Source organism: Gordonia sp. G4, from assembly GCF_057770005.1.
In genome coordinates this window covers 1,265,377-1,282,616 of the sequence record NZ_CM173442.1, presented here as the reverse complement: position 1 = coordinate 1,282,616, position 17,240 = coordinate 1,265,377, and the positions used below count along the sequence as shown (strand labels likewise).

The 17,240-nt window shown below is 68.0% G+C and carries 19 protein-coding genes; 13 read left to right on the top strand and 6 right to left on the bottom strand.

All coding sequences use genetic code 11. The features are described 5' to 3' along the window. Positions 1-15: 15 nt before the first annotated feature. The 4 genes from AC3B5T_RS05640 to AC3B5T_RS05625 all read right to left on the bottom strand — a co-directional run bounded on the left by AC3B5T_RS05640 (position 16) and on the right by AC3B5T_RS05625 (position 3,585). The gene (locus AC3B5T_RS05640) at positions 16-2,397 is read right to left on the bottom strand and encodes an ATP-dependent DNA ligase (protein ID WP_055476423.1); all 2,382 of its coding nucleotides are present in this window, start codon (positions 2,395-2,397) and stop codon (positions 16-18) included. Positions 2,398-2,486: 89 nt separating this feature from the next. Continuing rightward, complete coding sequence (locus AC3B5T_RS05635; RefSeq protein ID WP_010843144.1) at positions 2,487-2,900, bottom strand: DUF5994 family protein; 414 nt, start codon at positions 2,898-2,900, stop codon at positions 2,487-2,489. After that, entirely contained in the window at positions 2,897-3,163 is a 267-nt protein-coding gene (locus AC3B5T_RS05630; protein WP_055476422.1) for a hypothetical protein, read from the bottom strand. Before AC3B5T_RS05630 ends, AC3B5T_RS05635 begins: the two co-directional genes overlap by 4 nt. Continuing rightward, positions 3,160-3,585 (bottom strand): hypothetical protein, encoded by a 426-nt coding sequence (locus tag AC3B5T_RS05625; protein ID WP_055476421.1) that lies wholly within the window; start codon positions 3,583-3,585, stop codon positions 3,160-3,162. The genes AC3B5T_RS05630 and AC3B5T_RS05625 overlap by 4 nt, the downstream gene beginning before the upstream one ends. A gap of 192 nt (positions 3,586-3,777) precedes the next feature. Here AC3B5T_RS05625 and ku point away from each other — a divergent pair, with 192 nt between their 5' ends. Next, positions 3,778-4,785 carry a non-homologous end joining protein Ku gene (gene ku / locus AC3B5T_RS05620; protein WP_010843141.1) on the top strand — a complete coding sequence of 336 codons (1,008 nt, stop codon included), beginning with the start codon at positions 3,778-3,780 and terminating at the stop codon, positions 4,783-4,785. Positions 4,786-4,858: 73 nt separating this feature from the next. Further along, the gene (locus AC3B5T_RS05615) at positions 4,859-6,193 is read left to right on the top strand and encodes an MFS transporter (RefSeq protein WP_055476420.1); all 1,335 of its coding nucleotides are present in this window, start codon (positions 4,859-4,861) and stop codon (positions 6,191-6,193) included. 43 nt (positions 6,194-6,236) lie between these two features. Here the strand turns inward: AC3B5T_RS05615 and AC3B5T_RS05610 are convergent, their stop codons facing one another. Together AC3B5T_RS05610 and AC3B5T_RS05605 are read right to left on the bottom strand one after the other, a co-directional pair. Beyond that, on the bottom strand, positions 6,237-7,142 hold the full coding sequence (locus AC3B5T_RS05610) for a LysR family transcriptional regulator ArgP (protein ID WP_055476419.1): 906 nt from the start codon (positions 7,140-7,142) through the stop codon (positions 6,237-6,239). Positions 7,143-7,165: 23 nt separating this feature from the next. Then, positions 7,166-8,212, bottom strand: a complete 1,047-nt coding sequence (locus AC3B5T_RS05605) for an ABC transporter permease (RefSeq protein WP_488358394.1) — start codon at positions 8,210-8,212, stop codon at positions 7,166-7,168. A gap of 93 nt (positions 8,213-8,305) precedes the next feature. Between AC3B5T_RS05605 and AC3B5T_RS05600 the strand changes: the two genes are divergently transcribed. From AC3B5T_RS05600 to AC3B5T_RS05550, 11 genes are all read left to right on the top strand, one after another. Beyond that, positions 8,306-8,923 carry a TetR/AcrR family transcriptional regulator gene (locus AC3B5T_RS05600; RefSeq protein WP_055476417.1) on the top strand — a complete coding sequence of 206 codons (618 nt, stop codon included), beginning with the start codon at positions 8,306-8,308 and terminating at the stop codon, positions 8,921-8,923. Between the two features lie 74 nt (positions 8,924-8,997). Next, on the top strand, positions 8,998-9,633 hold the full coding sequence (locus tag AC3B5T_RS05595) for a LysE/ArgO family amino acid transporter (protein WP_055476416.1): 636 nt from the start codon (positions 8,998-9,000) through the stop codon (positions 9,631-9,633). A 117-nt stretch (positions 9,634-9,750) separates the two neighbouring features. Then, on the top strand, positions 9,751-10,617 hold the full coding sequence (locus AC3B5T_RS05590; protein WP_055476415.1) for a YhjD/YihY/BrkB family envelope integrity protein: 867 nt from the start codon (positions 9,751-9,753) through the stop codon (positions 10,615-10,617). A gap of 124 nt (positions 10,618-10,741) precedes the next feature. Then, positions 10,742-11,425, top strand: coding sequence for a CDP-alcohol phosphatidyltransferase family protein (locus AC3B5T_RS05585; protein ID WP_055476414.1), 684 nt, complete (start codon positions 10,742-10,744; stop codon positions 11,423-11,425). A 137-nt stretch (positions 11,426-11,562) separates the two neighbouring features. Beyond that, entirely contained in the window at positions 11,563-12,132 is a 570-nt protein-coding gene (gene idi / locus AC3B5T_RS05580; RefSeq protein ID WP_055476432.1) for an isopentenyl-diphosphate Delta-isomerase, read from the top strand. Between the two features lie 42 nt (positions 12,133-12,174). Beyond that, entirely contained in the window at positions 12,175-13,116 is a 942-nt protein-coding gene (locus tag AC3B5T_RS05575; protein WP_014928501.1) for a phytoene/squalene synthase family protein, read from the top strand. Beyond that, on the top strand, positions 13,113-14,720 hold the full coding sequence (crtI, locus tag AC3B5T_RS05570; protein WP_488358393.1) for a phytoene desaturase family protein: 1,608 nt from the start codon (positions 13,113-13,115) through the stop codon (positions 14,718-14,720). Before AC3B5T_RS05575 ends, crtI begins: the two co-directional genes overlap by 4 nt. A gap of 92 nt (positions 14,721-14,812) precedes the next feature. Beyond that, positions 14,813-14,986 (top strand): hypothetical protein, encoded by a 174-nt coding sequence (locus AC3B5T_RS05565; protein ID WP_156354306.1) that lies wholly within the window; start codon positions 14,813-14,815, stop codon positions 14,984-14,986. A 138-nt stretch (positions 14,987-15,124) separates the two neighbouring features. Beyond that, positions 15,125-15,460, top strand: coding sequence for an aromatic-ring hydroxylase C-terminal domain-containing protein (locus tag AC3B5T_RS05560; RefSeq protein ID WP_055476412.1), 336 nt, complete (start codon positions 15,125-15,127; stop codon positions 15,458-15,460). Between the two features lie 172 nt (positions 15,461-15,632). Continuing rightward, positions 15,633-16,190, top strand: coding sequence for a DUF2716 domain-containing protein (locus AC3B5T_RS05555; protein WP_055476411.1), 558 nt, complete (start codon positions 15,633-15,635; stop codon positions 16,188-16,190). A 160-nt stretch (positions 16,191-16,350) separates the two neighbouring features. Continuing rightward, positions 16,351-17,076, top strand: coding sequence for a ferritin-like domain-containing protein (locus tag AC3B5T_RS05550; protein ID WP_488358392.1), 726 nt, complete (start codon positions 16,351-16,353; stop codon positions 17,074-17,076). Positions 17,077-17,240: the final 164 nt, after the last annotated feature.

The following is a 17,240-nucleotide window of genomic DNA, read 5'->3' as shown; positions in this document are numbered from 1 at the left end:
CAGTGCCGTCGCAGCTCAGAGGTCGCCGGGCAGTTTGTCCCGGCGGATTCCCCGCCAGCTGGGGTGACGCAGGTGTCCGGCCGTCGTCCAGTCCATGAAACGGACCTCGCCGACGATCTTGGGGAGCACCCACACCGCACTCGACTCGACCGGGCGGTCGAGTTTGTCCAGGAACGGCGACCGCGAGATCTCCAACGGGCCGAGTTCCTCGGCGAGCGAACGCAGCTGGGCGTCGGTGAAACCGGTGCCGACCCGACCGACGTAGCGCAGTCCCGTCTCCTCGGGCAGACCGATCAGCAGGGAGCCGATGGTGTGCGCGCGGTTGCCGCGCCCCGGTCGATATCCGCCGACGACGACCTCGATGTCGCTCCAGTTCTTGTGCTTCAGCCAGGTCGTCGACCGGCGCCCCTGCTGGTACACCGAGTTGCGGCGTTTGGCGACAACGCCTTCGAGATTGTGTTCGCGGCTGTACTCGACAGCGGCCGATCCCGGGCCGGGGAGCAGCGGCGGAACTTCGACGAAGGCGGAGTTGCGGAACGCAGGTGCGAGTTCCTCGAGGAGCTCGCGCCGGACCGACCACGGCTTGCGCAGCAGCGACGAGCCGTTGAGGAACAGGATGTCGAACAGGTGTAACCGCAGCGAGTACGGCTCGTCGGTGTGCCGGCGCGAGGTCAGGAGGGTGAAGTTGGTGCGTCCGGAGGAGTCGATGGCGACGACCTCGCCGTCGAGTACCACGTCCATGAGCCCGAGATCGTCTGCGAGACCGGCGAGTTCGGGGAAGTCGGCGGTCATGTCGATGCCTGATCGGGAGGTGAGCCGGAAGTCGCCGCCGACCGAGCGGATGAGCAACCGGTACCCGTCCCACTTCCCCTCGAACGCCCAGTCGCGGCCGTTGAGACCGTCGATCGACTCATCGGTCGCGAGCATCGGGCGTGGATCGGTGAGGCTGTCGGGGACGATCGGCCGCGGCTCGTCGCTCATGAGGTGGGCGAGCCAGTTCTTCTCCCCGGTTCGGATCAGCGCGTACCGCCCCTGGACGCGTTCGCCGTGCAGGCGGACGATGACCTCCTTGTCCCGCCACTTCTCGAGCTCGAATGTGCCCTTGTCCCAGATGGACACGTGCCCGCCGCCGTATTCGCCCGCCGGGATGTCGCCTTCGAAGTCGGCGTAGTCCATGGGGTGGTCCTCGGTCTGCACCGCGAGCCGGTTCTGATCGGGATCGGTGGGCAGGTTCTTCGGCACCGCCCACGACACCAGGACGCCGTCGTGCTCGAGGCGGAAGTCGTAGTGCAGGCGTCGGGCGTGGTGTTCCTGGATCACGAAGATCGGTGCCCGGTCCGTCGGGGAGTCCGTGGAATCGGGCTCATCGGAGGGACTCTCGGACTCCACGCGCTGCCGGTACGCCTCGTCGCCGAAAGGCTCGGGCGTCTTCGACTGGTCGCGCTTGCGCCGGTACTCTTTCAGATTGATGACCTGGCCCGCCGCGGGCTCGACAACGGGTTCCGGCCCGCCGTCATCGGCGTCGCGGTAGGGGTCGTCGAGACCGTCGAGGAGATCGCCGAACTCGTCGACCCGGTCGAGCACCTCGGTGTAGAGCAGCTGGGAGAGCTTCGGGTCCTCCATCTCCTCCCAGGTGCGAGGCGCCGCCACCCACGGTTGCTCGCGACCACGCAGCGAGTAGGGGGCGAGGGTGGTCTTGGCGGCGTTGTTCTGGCTCCAGTCGATGAAGACCTTGTCGTCGCGCAGCGACTTGGACATCTTGGCGGTGATGAAATCGCTGTGCTGGCGCGCGAACTCGTTGGCGACCTCTTGTGCCACCTTGCGCGCCGCGTCGGACGTCACGGGTTTGGGAAGCCGTGCGTATAGGTGGATGCCCTTGCCGCCGCTGGTCACCGGGTAGGTGGTCGCCCCGCCGAGCCAGTTGCGTATCTCGCACGCGACCTCCGCGGTCCGGTGCAGCGGCACCCGTGGACCGGGATCGAGGTCGAAGACGATGCGGTTGGCCATGGGCGCTCCGTCGGGCCCCATGGGGAGCCGCCACTGCGGTGTGTGGATCTCGAGCACGGCCATCTGGGCGAGCCAGACCAGCGTGGCACGGTCGTCGGCCATCGCATAGGAGATGACCCGTTCACTGTGCTGGATGCCGTGGCGTCGAATCCATTCGGGCGCGCTCTCGGGGACGTTCTTCTCGAAGAACGGGGTCGATTCGACGCCGTTGGGCCACCGCTTGCGGGTGATCAGGCGATTGCGTACATGGGGGAGGAGGACGTCGGCGATGCGCGAGTAGTAGTCGATGACCTCGAACTTGCGGGTCCCGGTCGCCGGATAGAGCACCTTCGAGAGGTTGGTGATCGAGATCCGGCGGCCGTCGACCTCCAGAATCTCGCCGCCTGCCATGTCCCCCATTGTCCACAATGTCGGCTGGATGGGTCACCGGCCGGCGGATTCAGCTGTCTCGCCACAAGCGGCGCCGGCGGACCCGCCGATTATGTCGGCGGGTTGAGGAGCGTCGAAGCGCTTCCGGTGCTGTGCTTGTCGGTGGCTCGCGTCATGATCTCGCGCGCGGTCCGTGCATCGGTGTCCGGGGGGATCACCGCGAGTGTGAGCGTATTCGCGGCGCCCGTGAATCTGACGGTTGCCGGTGTCCAGACCGTGAACCCTTCCAGACTGATCCGTTTTCCGTCGATCGCGATCTTGGTGGTGTCGGAGGATTCCCAATCGCGGACGGCGTAGCCGACGCGTTCGAGTCGCTTCAGGTGTTCTTCGATCGCGGGTGCGATTGCGCGCGTCTCGTCGGCGAGGTCTCGGGTGTGGGGCCACCACGCTCCGTCGACCGAGCCGCGGTCTGATCCGGCGGGTTTGAACTGTATCCGTGACGAGGGTGAGGCATCTGGAGTCATGAGGTGCTTTCCTGGGGTTGATGTCCGTTCCGGCCATTCGCCGGGATCGCGGAGGCGGAGGGGGCGGCGGGGGAGGGGGAGGAAGTTGCGGCCTTGGCGATGATGAGGTCGTTCTCCAATTCCGCCACGGCGCTGAGTATGTGGGCGCCGAGGTCCTTGATCACAGCCGCAGTCTCGGGGTCGAGCGAGCTGCCGGCGGCGAGGCCGAGGAGCTGGGAGTTGAGCTTGCGGGTGATGGGCGGGAGATCGGTTCGTGTCGTCATCGGCGTGCCGAGTCCGCTTCGATCAGCACATCCGAGAGAGTCCCGCCGCGTTCTGCCGCCAGGATCACGTGCTGCCAGATCTCTTCGGCGAACGACCGGTGGACGTCGGTCGCCAAGAGGATGACCGGGTGGGAGTCGTCGTCGACAGTCGCTGTGCGTGAATGGCGGGAGCGTCTCACGTTGCGCCGGGCGAGCACATCACCGACGGGTCGTCCCGGGGTCGCGGCGGTGGCGGGGGCGAACCAGACGTCCCATTCGGCCAGCGTGTCACCGGGTACGCGCCGAGAATCCTCCTCCTGGATACCGGAGACGACGATGTCCGGATGGTGAGAATGCCCGGGACGCGCCCGGTGATAGTCCCCTGTGTGTCCGTACAGACGGCTGCGTGGGGCGGTGTCGAGAATTCGCGAGGTGGTGATCATTGGGCGACCGCCCTGCCTGACCGCCAACGTCGAGCGGCCGTACGGCACCGGGGCGCTGGCAGAATGCCGCCAGATATGAGATCCGGTGTATCGCCAAGCCTACACCCGGAAATCCACTCCGAAGCGGTGCTCACCCACCGGATTGCCGTTCCCTACCGCCATCGGAGCCCAAGTCCTGGCAGAATGGCATCCATGCGCTCGATCTGGAAGGGCGACCTCAGCTTTGGTCTGGTCAATGTGCCGGTCAAGGTCTATTCGGCGACCGAGAGCCACGACCGCAAGTCCTACCAGGTCGACTCGTCGGACGGCACCCGCATCCGCTATCGCCGCGTGCGCGAGGGCACCGACACCGAGGTCGACTACGGCGACATCGCCAACGCCTACGAAGCCGAGTCCGGCGAGACGGTGATCCTCACCAAGGAAGACCTCGCGTCGCTGCCGGTGCAGAAGAGCCCCGAGATCTCGATCCTGGAGTTCGTGCCCGCCGAGCAGGTGGACCCGATCTACTTCGACAAGCCCTACTATCTCGAGCCGTCGTCGAAGTCGCCGAAGGCCTACGTCCTGCTGGCGAAAGCGCTGGAGGAGACGGACCGGCTGGCGATCGCCTCGTTCACCCTGCGCAACCGCACCCGCGTGGCCGCGCTGCGTGTCGTCGACGGCGTGATGACGCTCCAAACCCTGTTGTGGCCCGACGAGGTCCGTAAACCCGACTTCGGCTTCCTCGACGACGACACCGAGATCCGCGATCAGGAACTACAGATGGCGGCGTCCCTGATCGAGTCGATGGCGTCGGACTACGACCCCTCGGAGTTCGAGGACACCTATCAGAACGAGTTGACCAAGCTCATCGAGGCGAAGTCCGAGGGGGGCGAGGCGTTCCCCGAATCCGACGACGAGGACAAGGACACCGACGACTCCGACGTCGCCGATCTCCTCGCCGCACTGCGTGCCTCGGTGAAGGACCGCGGGGGTTCGGACGCCGACTCGAAGGACACCGACTCGAAGGACACCGGCACGGAGGGCACCGGGGCCGAGAAGGCGCCGGCCAAGAAGGCTGCGGCGAAGACCGCCGCGAAGAAGGCCCCGGCCAAGAAGGCGGCCGCCAAGTCGACCGCGAAGAAGACGTCCTCGGGCGGTTCGGCAGGCAAGACGACGGCCAAGAAGTCCCCGGCCAAGAAGTCCTCGCGGAAGGCGAGCTGACCGCTCCACCGGAGAACCGGCGTTTGCGAAAATCGGCTGGCACTCCGCCCGGCGGTTCGGGCAAGCTCGAAGGGTGAAATCCGCCGTCGACTCCCGTCTGCCCCGCGCGCTGTTGCCGTTCGCGCGCCGGCAGTACCGGCTGCTCGCGTCCGGACTGATCCTCGCGATGTTCGCCGACGGTGTGTGGACGATCGCGGTGATCTGGCAGGTCATCGCGCTCGGTGGCGGCCCGGGCCAGGTGTCGCTGGCCACCGGCGTGGCCGCGGTGGGGATGCTGTTCTCCACACTGGCCGGCGGTGTGCTTGCCGACCGTATCTCGCAGCGCCACATCATGATCGGGCTCGAGGCCGCGAAGATGGTCGCGTTCGGTGCGATCGGTCTGGCGTCGATCACGGGTGTGCTGCAACTCTGGCATGTGGTGCTGGCGTCGCTGCTGGGCGGTATCACCACCGGGATGTACTACCCCGCCTACTCGGCGCTCCTGCCCGGCATCGTCGCGCCTTCGGAACTGCAGGCGGCCAACGGGATCGAGGGATTCTTCCGTCCCGTCGTCTTCCAGGCGGTCGGCCCGATGGTCGCCGGTGCCGTCATCGGTGCCTGGGCGCCGGGACCCGCGGTGCTGATGGCGGCGATCGCGGCGATCGCCTCCGGTGCTTGTTATCTCGCGATGTCGCCGGTCACCGCACGGCGCTTCGGAGAGGCGGCGCAGGACCAGCCGGAAGTGGCGGTCGAGGGCGCCGGCGTCCGCCGGATCGTGACCGACCTGGCCGAGGGATTCGTCTACATGGCGTGGACTCCGTGGCTGTGGGGGACGCTGCTCTTCGCGTGCGTGCTGGTGCTGGCGACGCTCGGTCCGATCGAGGTCCTCGTCCCGTTCGCGCTGCGCGAGCGCATCGACGGAGGTGCGACCCAGCACGCCTGGGTTCTGGCCGGATTCGGGCTCGGTGCGGCCGCGGCGTCGCTGGTCTTCGCCTCGATCCCGATGCCGCGCCGGTACCTGACCGTCATGTTCTCGCTGTGGGCGTTCTCGAGCCTGCCGCTGGTGTTGATGGGTCTCGCCGATTCGACCTGGATGTTCATCGCCGCCGGGGTGACCATGGGCATCTTGTTCGACGGCCCGATGGTCCTGTGGGGGACGCTGTTACAGCGTCGGGTCCCGCCCGCGCTGCTGGGTCGCATCGCCAGCCTCGACTTCTTCGTGTCGGTCGCGCTGATGCCGGTGTCGATGGCGATCGCCGCCCCCGTCTCCTCGGCCATCGGACTGACCGCCACGTTCGTGCTGGGCGGGTTGTTACCGGTGCCGATCGCGTGGGCCTTCTACGTCGCCGCGCGCATGTGGCGCGACGAGATCGAGAACCCCCTCGTCGACGACGCGCACCCGAAGCTGGTCGATCCCGCCGTCCTATAGTCCGAAATCGCGCGAACCGCGGCTTCGGGCTATGGAATCGGCTCTAGAGAACACGGGCGGCGCCTTCGACGACACTTGCCGTGAGTGCTTGTAGCAGAGGTGAACTCAGCTTCCAGTACTGCCAGTACAGCGGGACGTCGATGTGGTGGTCGGCGATGAGGCGGACGCGACCCGCGTCGAGAGCCTCGGCGATCTGGACGACGGGAACCGCGCCCCAGCCGATCCCGAGCGTGACGGCGCGGTGGTATTCGGTCGACGCCGGGATGTAGACCGCCGGCGGGTCGACGGGCCGGCCCGCGAGGGCCGCCGAGATGTTCCGCTGGATGTGATCGTTGCGGTCGAACTGCACCATCGGGGCGCGGGTCAGGGAATCGGCGTCGGGTCCGTCGGGCAGCCAGGTCTCGATGAATTCCGTTGTGGCAACGGGCAGATAGCGCATCGTGCCGAGCGACTGGAGTGTACACCCGCGAATCGCCAGAGGCTCCGAGGTCACCGCGGCGAGCACGTCGCCGGTGCGGAGCAGGGTGCTGCTGCGTGTCTCGTCGTCGCGGAAGATCTCGACGGCCACCGCGTGTTCCCGGTGGAACTGTGCCAGTACCGGCAGCAACCAGGTCGCGAGGGAATCGGCGTTGGTGGCGATCGGGAGGTGGATGCGTGGACGCTCGACCAGTGGCAGCCCGTCGTCGTCGGGGGCGCCGACGAACTCGGCTCGTGTCTCGGCGAGCAAGAGTTCCCATTGTTTGGCCAGGCGGACCAGCACCTCGCCGTCAGGGGTGGCGGTCGCGGGCTTGGTCCGCCGCAACAGGACCCGGCCGGCAGCGGACTCGAGCGCCTTGATCCGCTGGCTCACCGCCGACGGGGTGATGTGCAGGGCGGTGGCCGCGGCGTCGAACGTTCCCTCGCGCAGCACCGCGGCCAGCGTGCGCAGGCCTTCCTGGCTGATGTCCACGAGCCGAGGCTAGACGACCCGGATCAGGCCGGGACGGAACTCGGCTGGGCGGCCCGGCGCCCGCGCATCACCCCGAGTGCGAGCAGTCCGGCGCCGATCGCCACCCAGCCGACGAGCACGGCTGCTTCTCCGGTGATGCTCGCGGCCGGGAAGTACGCGACCGAGCGGAGCAGCGTGCCGCCTGCGCCGGGTGCCAGCCACTGTCCGATCGCTCCCCACGGGGCGGGGAGCAGGTACGGGGACGACGCCAGACCCGACAACGGGTTGGAGATCAGCACCATCACCAGCGCGGACACCCCGACACCCGCGGTACCAAGCAGACTTCCCGCGCCGACCGTGAACCAGGTGATCGCACCGATCATCAGGGCCGAGGCGAGACCGACGGCGCCGACTCCACCGTCGATGACGCCCAGCCATGACCATGTCGCCGCGAAGCCGAAGCCGGCCATCAGCGGACCCAGGACCGCCAACGTCACCTGCATCGCGACGCGCCCGCGCAGCGCGACCGCCGCTGCTCCGCCCAGTGCCATGCCGGCGATCAGCAACGGCAACAATCCGGCGGCGAAACCGGTTCCGCGGGCGTCGGTTTCGGGGGTGGGGACGACTGCTTCGATGGCGACGGGTACGCGTTGAGCGGTGGCGATGCCACTGCCCACCCCGGAGACGACCTGCGCCAGCACGGGGGATCCCGCCTCGGCGGTCAGGACCGTGACCCCGCCGGGTCCGACCGCGATCGCGCCCACCAGATCGCGCCGTTCGATCGCGGCGCGGGCGTCGTCGACGTCGGTGAATCGTTCGACGACGAAGGCGTCGGGGCCCGCCCGCTCGGCGAGGGCCGACTCGATCGTCTGCGCAGCGGCCGGAGGTGCGACGAGACCCAGTGGGGCCTCGTGTGGTTCGGGATCGACGGCCAGCGACACGAACATCGCGGCGATCGCGACCACGAGCGTCGGGATTCCGACGATCATCGCCGCCACCTGCCGCCAGCTCGGTGCATGGCCTGACGCGGGTCCCGCGGTCGCGCCGGGGCCATCTGGTCGGGTATCCGTCGGGTGCAGCTCGGTGGTCATGGCATCTCCTAAAAAGAACGAGCCTTCGTTTTGGAGAGTATGCGCCGACCGTAGGCTGGAATCAAGAACGAATATTCGTTTTAGACTGTCCGCATGCCGAAGATCAGCGACGAACGCAAGCTCGAACGAAGTCAGCAGATTCTCGACGCCGCTCGCCGCTGCTTCATCGACAAGGGGTTCCACCGCGCGTCGATGTCCGACGTGATCCGGGAATCCGGGCTCAGTGCGGGAGCCGTCTACTCGTACTACTCCTCGAAGGAGGAGCTGATCGCCGCGGTCGCGCGGTCGATCTTCGTCGCATACGAGACGGGCATCAATGGCTTCGACGACCCGGGGGCCCGACCCGCCTCACCCGAGGCCGCGGTGCGTTCGCTCGCGGAACGGATCCTGCTCGAGATCGCCCCGTTGACCGACGGTTTCCGGATGGTTCTGACGGTGTGGGGTGAGGCCTCGAACAATCCCGCCCTTCGGGAGACCGTGGGCGACATCGTCCGTGGATTGCGCGGGGTCTTCGAGCGCGTCCTGACGGACTGGCGGGCGGCGGGTCACGAATTGCCCGCGGAACCCACGATCCTCGCCCAGGTGATGGTGTCGGTCATGCAGGGAGCGGTCGTGCAGCAGGGACTGGTCGGCGACGTGGAGATCGACGACTACATCGACGCGTTCTGCGCGGTCCTGCGCGTCGCGGGACTGGGCGACGACGCGGCCTAATCTGAAGCTCAGCTGATGATTCGTGAGAAACTTTCGCTGTACTGAGGCAGGTGGGCGCTCCTAACGTCGTCCCGGTGACCGTCTATCTCGTTCCCGCGCTCGCCGGACTCCTGACCGGAGCCGGCCTGATCATCGCCATCGGACCCCAGAACGTCTTCGTGCTGCGCCAGGGTGTCGCGCGCCGACACACCGCGTCGATCGTGGCGGTCTGTGCGGTCTCCGACATCGTCCTCATCGTGGCGGGTGTCGCCGGACTCGGCGCCCTCGTCGGCGCGCATCCGGAGGTGGTGACGTTCGCCAAGGTGGCCGGCGGACTCTACGTGGGGGCGCTGGGGGTGCTGGCCGTCAGACGCTGCCTGCGCAGCAACGAGGTGATCGAGGCCGAGGCCACCGGGGTCGACGACAGGGGAGCCGAGTCCACCGGACGCTGGATCGCGGTGGGCACGGCGCTGGCCCTGACCTGGCTGAACCCCCACGTCTACCTCGACACCGTCATCACCATGGGCGCCATCGCGAACGGACACGGAAACGGCAAGTGGGCGTTCGCTTTCGGTGCGTGCATCGCGAGCGTTCTGTGGTTCACCGCCCTCGGTGGCGGGGCGCGCAGGCTGTCCGGGTTCTTCGCCAGTCCGCGTGCGTGGAAGGTGCTCGACGCGGTCGTCGCCCTCATCATGCTGGGTGTGGCGGTGGCTCTGTTCGCCTCGATCTGACGCCGGATCGGAGTCGTCCGGAGATCGCCCGACACGACCGGCGGCAAGCCACTGCGGCGTAGGCGTGGAGTTTTCGGGTATCCCGGAGGGGTGACACCGCGCCGATCGGCCCCCACGGTGACTCGCGAGACCTCGTTCCGCGAGCACGCGAAGACGCTCGACGTCCGTGCGCTGGTGGCGGATGTCCGCACCACCCTCGGCCGCGGGGACCTCGCGGCTGCCGCCGCCACGCTGACCTACTTCGCCGCGATCGCCGTCGTCCCGTGGGCGCTCCTCGGGATCTGGTCGACGACGTGGCTGCGCGGCCCGTCGGCCGCCGAGTCCCTGTCGGAGCTTCGCGTGCTCATCCCGCCGGCGATGGGCGGCCGCGGTGTCTTCGACGAGGCAGTCGTGATCGGCACCGGGCTGTCGCTGATGAGCGCTGTCGTGCTGCTGTTCCCGGCGTCGTTCTACGGCGAGGGACTTCGCCGTGCGTGCATGACGCTGTATCCGCGGGACGACCGGTTCACCGGCTGGCGGTCGCGGATCTGGGTGCTGGGGCTGGTCGTCGTCGTGCCGCCGCTGGCCTTCGTCGTCGTCGGCGTCGCGGGCACACTCACCACGCTCGCGCCCGACGGCGGCGGGACGGGCGGTCTCGGGGATCTCGTGGTGCGGATCGTGGTCGAGTTCATCGTCGTCTGGCTGACGGTGGCCATCGCGCTGACGTGGGTGTACTGGCGGGTGACGCCCGGCGAGCCGACGCTGGGAGTCGCGGCGGTCACGGCTCTCGGGACCGCGTCGTTCATCGCCGGGTTCTTCCAGGGCTTCCTGCTGTTCCTGTCCCTGCCGATCGACGTCGGTATCCCGTACGGGGGGCTCCGGGTGATCGGCGGCGTGGTGGCGGTCGGGCTGTGGCTCTACGTCGCGCATGTCATCGTGATCGTCGGATGGGCGGTTGGGCAGGCGATCTCGAAGCAGAGGAGGGACCGTGTCCGCGGAACCTGAGCACCTGGCGCCGGGAGCGAAGCGAGCGGGCCGAGAAAACACGGCGCCGGGAGCGAAGCGAGCGGGCCGAGAAAACACGGCGCCGGGAGCGAAGCGAGCGGGCCGAGACGTCGCGGCCGGCCGGATGAAGCCCGCCCGGGACGAGGCACTCGACGCCTGGTCGGAACTCCACGGCGGTATCGATCCGCGGCAGAACCCGTGGGTGCGCGGCTGGGTGCTGATCAGTCATTGGTGCGCGCGCCCGCTCGCACGGCTCGGTGTGTCCGCCAACACCGTCACGGTGCTCGGCGTGGTCGCCACCGCGACGGCACTGTGTCTGACGATCCTCGGGGGCTGGTGGCCGTTGCTCGCCGCACTGGTCATCCTGGTGGCGGCGCTGCTCGACGGCGTCGACGGCGCGATCGCGGCCCAGACGCGAACGGCGTCGCGGTGGGGCCGGCTCAACGACGCCGTCGCCGACCGGTGCTCCGACGTCATGCTGATCGGCATCGTCGTGGTCGTGGGAGCGCCGTCGTGGCTGGGCGTCTCGATCGTGGTGCTGACCCTCATCCTCGAGACGACCCGTGCCACGGCGCAGGCGGTCGGGATGACCGGGCCGGGCGCGGTCACCGTGTGGGAACGACCGTCGCGGGTGATACTGGCGATCATCGCGGCGCTGTGTTCGACCTGGTGGTGGGCTACCGGCCTGGCCTCCGGCACCGTCACGGTTCTGGCCGCCGCGATCGCCGTGATCGGAGCCGTACTCGCGGTGGTGGGCACGGTCCAGCTCGGGGTCGCGGTGCGGAAGCAGACCCGACGGCTCGGATGACCCCGGGTGACGGACAGCTCCCCATCCGGATCGGGCGTCGGCGACGAAGTGCCCCCTGAACGACAATGCCCCGTGACGAACAATGGGGAACGGCGGGTGCCCGCTTCCACGATCTCGACGCGATGAGGAAATCTTCGATGACCAACGACTCGGTGGTTCTCGCCGACGCCGACGGCCGCCCATGCGGCACCGCCGACCGCGAGGCGGTGCACGGGTTCGACACCCCGCTGCACTTCGCCTTCTCGTGCCACCTCGTCGCCGACGGCCGCATCCTCATGACGCGTCGGGCGTTGTCCAAGCGGAGCTGGCCCGGTGTGTGGACCAACTCGTTCTGCGGGCACCCGCGTCCGGGTGAGGACGTTGTCGACGCCGTGCACCGGTACGCCGTGCGCGAGCTCGGTATCGAGGTCGCCGACGTCCGCTGCGTCCTGCCCGACTTCCGGTACCGGGCGGTCGACGCGAGCGGGATCGTGGAGAACGAGATCTGCCCGGTGTTCGTCGCGCGCCCGCTGGCAACGCCCCGACCCGCGCCCGACGAGGTCGCCGAACACGTCTGGGCCGATGTCGCCGACGTGTGGTCGCTCGTCGAACGCACCCCGTGGTCGGTCAGCCCGTGGTTCGTCGAACAGGTGCGCCAGCTGCCGAATGGTCACGACGGTTCGGTCCACGAGACCCATCCGGCGATGTCCCGGGCATCGAATGCATGACGTCAGGCAACCCGCGAAGTCACCAGGTCGAGGAGCGGTCGGATGATGCACATTCCCGGTCACACTGAGGTGGTCCCACCTCACCGGCGGTACGACGAGGTCGCCGAGGCCAGCGCGGCGCTCGTCATCAAGTCGTATTCGAGTTCGTTCGGGCTCGCCTCGCGGCTGCTGCCCCCGCGGATCCGTCGCGACATCCAGAACATCTACGCACTCGTCCGGGTCGCCGACGAGATCGTCGACGCCCCGCGCCCCGAACAGGGACTCGTCGACCGCAGCAACGAGCTCGACCAGCTCGAAGAGCAGACCAGCGTCGCGCTGGTCACCGGCTCGAGCAGCAACCTCGTCGTGCACGCTTTTGCCCAGACCGCCCGCCGGGTCGGCATCGACCTCGATCTGGTGGGGCCGTTCTTCGATTCGATGCGCAGCGACCTGACCCAGGTCCAGCACGACTTCGACTCACTGGCCACCTACATCTACGGCTCGGCCGAGGTGATCGGTCTGATGTGCCTGCGCGCGTTTGTCGCCGACGAAGCCAAATCGGCGGCCCGGTACGACCACCTCGCACCGGGTGCCCAGCGGCTGGGCGCAGCGTTCCAGAAGATCAACTTCCTGCGCGACTTCGGCGAGGACAGCGACGGGCTGGGGCGACGCTATCTGGTCGGCCTCGATCCCGACGATCCGGCGGAGTCCGCCTGGGCGCTCTGGCTGGACGACATCGATCTCGACCTCAGCGCCGCCGCGGCCGCCATCCCGCACCTCCCGGTCGGAAGCCGGGTCGCGGTGTGCACCGCGCACGATCTGTTCGCCGAACTGACCGCTCGTCTGCGCGAGTCGTCGGCCGCGGAGGCCCGCCGCAGCCGCGTCCGCATCCCGAACCCCGGGAAGGCCCGGATCGCGGCGGCCGCCGTCGCCCGGCGCGGCATGCCGCGAACCGCTTCCCGCGCCGAGGCCGTCGACGTCCGCAGAAGGAAGATCAACGCATGAGCGACCCCAGACGTGTTGTCGTCATCGGTGGCGGTGTCGCCGGACTGGCCACCGCCGCCCTCCTCGCCCACGACGGGCATGACGTCGAACTCGTCGAGAAGAACGATGATCTCGGCGGTCGTGCCGGTTCCTGGGACCGCGACGGTTTCCGCTTCGACACCGGCCCGTCGTGGTGGTTGATGCCCGAGGTCTTCGACCACTTCTTCGAGATGCTCGGGACGTCGACCGCCGAACAGCTCGATCTCGTCCGACTCGATCCCGGGTATCGGGTGTTCTTCGGCGACAGCGAGGACGCCGATGAGAAACCGATCGACGTCTTCGGCGACCGCGAGCGCAATCGCGCCCTCTTCGAGCAGATCGAACCGGGCGCCGGAGCTGCGCTCGACGACTACCTGCGCACCGGCCGGCAGGCCTACGACCTTGCCGTGGAACGCTTTCTGTACACCAGTTTCGACTCGCCGCGCGCTTTCCTGGGTCTGCCCGTGTTGCGGCACGCGAAGACCCTCGTCACCCTGCTGACGACGTCGTTGCAGTCCTATGTGGCGGCCCGCTTCACCGACCGCAGACTCCGGCAGGTCCTCGGGTATCCGGCGGTGTTCCTGGGTTCATCGCCCGAGCGCACCCCCGCGATGTATCACCTGATGAGCTGGCTCGACCTCGCCGACGGGGTGCGATATCCCAACGGCGGCTTCACCACCTTCGTCGACGCGCTGGAACGGGTGGCCCGCGAGCGGGGTGTGCGGATCCACACGGGGACCGCAGCGACCACCGTCCTCACGCGGGAGCGTGCGGGAACGACGCGGGTACCGTGGCGCCGTCGTGCCGAGGTGGCCGGGGTACGCGTCGAAGGGCCCGACGGCACCTCGCGAGACCTGCTGGCGGACATCGTGATCGGTGCCACCGATCTCCATCACCTCGAGACGCGTCTGCTGCCCCGGGAACTCCAGACTTTCCCTGAGCGCTACTGGGACCGCGCCACTTCCGGTCCCGGCGCGGTGCTCGCCCTCCTCGGAGTGCGCGGTGAGGTGCCCGAACTGGCGCACCACTCGCTGTTCTTCACCGAGGACTGGAAGACCAACTTCGACGCCATCTTCGAAAGCCCCACGCGGGTGCCGGACCCGGCCTCCCTCTACGTGTGCAAACCGTCGGCCACCGACGCCTCGGTGGCGCCGTCGGACTCGGAGAACCTCTTCATCCTGGTGCCGGTTCCGCCCGATCCGGGTCTCGGTCACGGCGGTGTGGACGGCAGCGGTGACCCCGACATCGAGAAGGTGACCGACCGCGCCATTTCGATGATCGGACAGTGGGCGGGTGTACCCGACCTCGCCGATCGCGTGGTCGTCCGGCGCACCATCGGCCCCGCCGACTTCGTCGACTCGGTCAACTCCTGGTGCGGCGGAGCCCTCGGCCCGGCGCACACCCTGCGTCAGAGCGCGTTTCTGCGCTCGACGAACCGGTCACGCAAGGTCGACGGGCTCTACTACTCGGGGTCGAGCACACGTCCCGGCATCGGGCTCCCTATGTGTCTGATCAGTGCCGAACTCATCCGCAAGAAGCTCCGCGGTGACCGATCGGTGGGCCCGATGCCAGTCGCGAACCGCTGACCTGCGCACAAGGAATCGCCGGTCGAGGTTTGGAATCCGTGTCACCCGGGTACGGGCGCGTGACAGTGCTCACAGTGAGAGGTGCGGGTGACATGCAGGGAACCAGTTGGAGCTCACGATTGCGCGCCCCGCGATGGATGCGGACCCGCCGGGACCGGGACCTCACCCCCGAGGAGCGCCGGAACCTGCAGGCCTCGCGCGTCCCGGTGGCGGTTGTGACCGCGTCCCTGGGCGGGCACGCGTACAACTACCGCGACCGGGTCTGACCGGTCGAGACGGCGGGAATGGTCCGGCGCACCTAGGGCCGCGGTGCCGAGACGGGTACACCGAGCCGGGTGGCCAGGAACTAACACCCAGGGTGGTGGCGAGGCCGGCCTTTCGCCGACGCGACACTCGCGCGGGGAATGCGATGTTCCGGCGGACGGAGCCGCCTGCCGCACAGCTGGCTCGCGGACGGCCGGTGTCTGTTCGACGTGCTCGGACCGGGTTTCACCAGCGTCTACGTCGACGACGCAGCCGGGGCCGTGGCGACCCTGCTGACCGCCGCGCGCGACCGGGGCATCCCGACAACCGCCGTGCGTGTGGACCGGCTCGACCCGAACACCAGAATCGCTCTCGTCCGTCCCGATCATGTCGTCGCGTGGCGGTCGTCCGACGCCTGCGGGGACCCGCAGCACGTGGTCGCCGCCGTCGTGGGGGCCGCGGTACCGGTTGATCCGGCGAGCGCAACGCTGCGCTGAAGTTTGAGTAGGACCTCGACAGGGTGGCGTCTCACGAGGAGCAGGTAGTAGCGATTGTGTCCATGGCCCCTGGACATTCGCGTCAGACTTCACGAATTACATTGCTGCACGGTCAGAGTCGACCACTCCTACACATGTCGATCGTCCCGTCCTGCCTTGCGAGGATGGTCCTATGATGCGTTGGACCCTCGACCACGGGAACTCGTTGCCGCCAGGATGGAGCTATCTGCCGCGAGACGAGGAGGATAGGGCGTGGGAGCTGTTCATCGAGAGGTTCGAGTCATTCCGGCCGAGCACCCACCCCACAGCCTGGCCCGCCGTTGTCGATCCGACTCCATCGGTGACCTTCGATCTATCTGTCCCTAAGGGCTCGCCCGGAATGTGGAGCGCCCAGTTTGACGCAATCAACGCTGAGGCCCAACGGTGTTTCGTGAGCTCGTTCGACGATCCCGACTGGATCGTGCTCGATTGGCAGCATCCCGGATATCGGTTCAATGCAGCGGTGCACGCTGAAACATTTGACACCGAATGGCCGGTCACGGTCTACCCGAACGGCGACTACTACATCTTCGCCCGCCCTGACTTCAGCACCGGTACGTTCGGGCACCCATGGGAGCAGACTCTGTGCGTCTTCGGTACAGAGTTGGTAGGGACGTTGGGACGGACACTGTCTACATGGTTGGCGCATAAGCGTGTGAACGGTGATCAGGTGCCCACAGAAGCACGGTGATCGTGGTGACGCACGTCCCCGGATCAATCGTGCAGGGCAGAGCATCCGCGAATTCGGCTCGTCCTCTCTGACATTCCTCTCCCGCCCCGAACACGCTGACTCACGTGGACACTGTGAGTCAGGACCCGGGTCAGTCGAGGTGACACAAGGAGCAGCGCAGATGAGTTCACAGGTGGAATCAGGCAGTTGGTCCGAGGGGTTCCGCGTGCGGGCTGTGCAACGGTCCGAGGGTGCCGATCCGCCTTGGGCAGTCCGGAGTCGGCTCGAGCCGGCGATCGTTCGGAGTCTGCAGAAGTTCCAGGTGGGCGAGAGCGGCGACGGGGCTCATCTGATCGCCAATGCCGCCGCTACGGGCGACCGCGACTACGAGGCCGCCGTGCGGCTCTTCGTCGCCGAGGAACAAAACCACGCGCGAATGCTGGCGCTGTTGCTACACGCGGGTGGGGCACAGACCAAACGCTGGCACTGGTCCGACAGCGTCTTCGTCCATCTTCGGCGACTGCTGGGGCTGCGGCTGGAATTGATGATCCTGACCATCGCCGAGGTCGTCGCGTTGCGCTACTACCGTGCGCTGGCCGAAGGCGGGAGCGATCGGCTTCTGGTCGAGGTGTCCGAACGCATCCTCGCCGACGAAGATCATCACGTCCCGTTCCAGATCCGACGTCTGCGGCTCGGCTTCCGTGACACCCCCGCGGCGGCTCGGATCGCGATCAAGCAGACCTGGCGGGCCATCGCGGCGGTGGTGATCGTTGTCGTCGCGCTCGACCACGGTCGGGCCCTACGCGTGTGCGGGGTCTCGCGCCGAGAGTTTGTCACCGCCACCATGCGGATCTTCGACGACACCGCGACATCGGTGTTCTCTCGGGACGAGAGCCTCGGATCGTGAACTCCGATGCTGACTGATGCGTCGCCGGGGCCGGCTCGGCGGGACACCGTGATCAACACATCAACGGCGCGACCAAGCCGCCCGTCTTCGAACGGCCTCCTCCGCCGGCTCTTTCCGCGAGTCGTTGGTCTCGCAGTGTGCGGGCTTGTGGTCGCCGCAGCAGC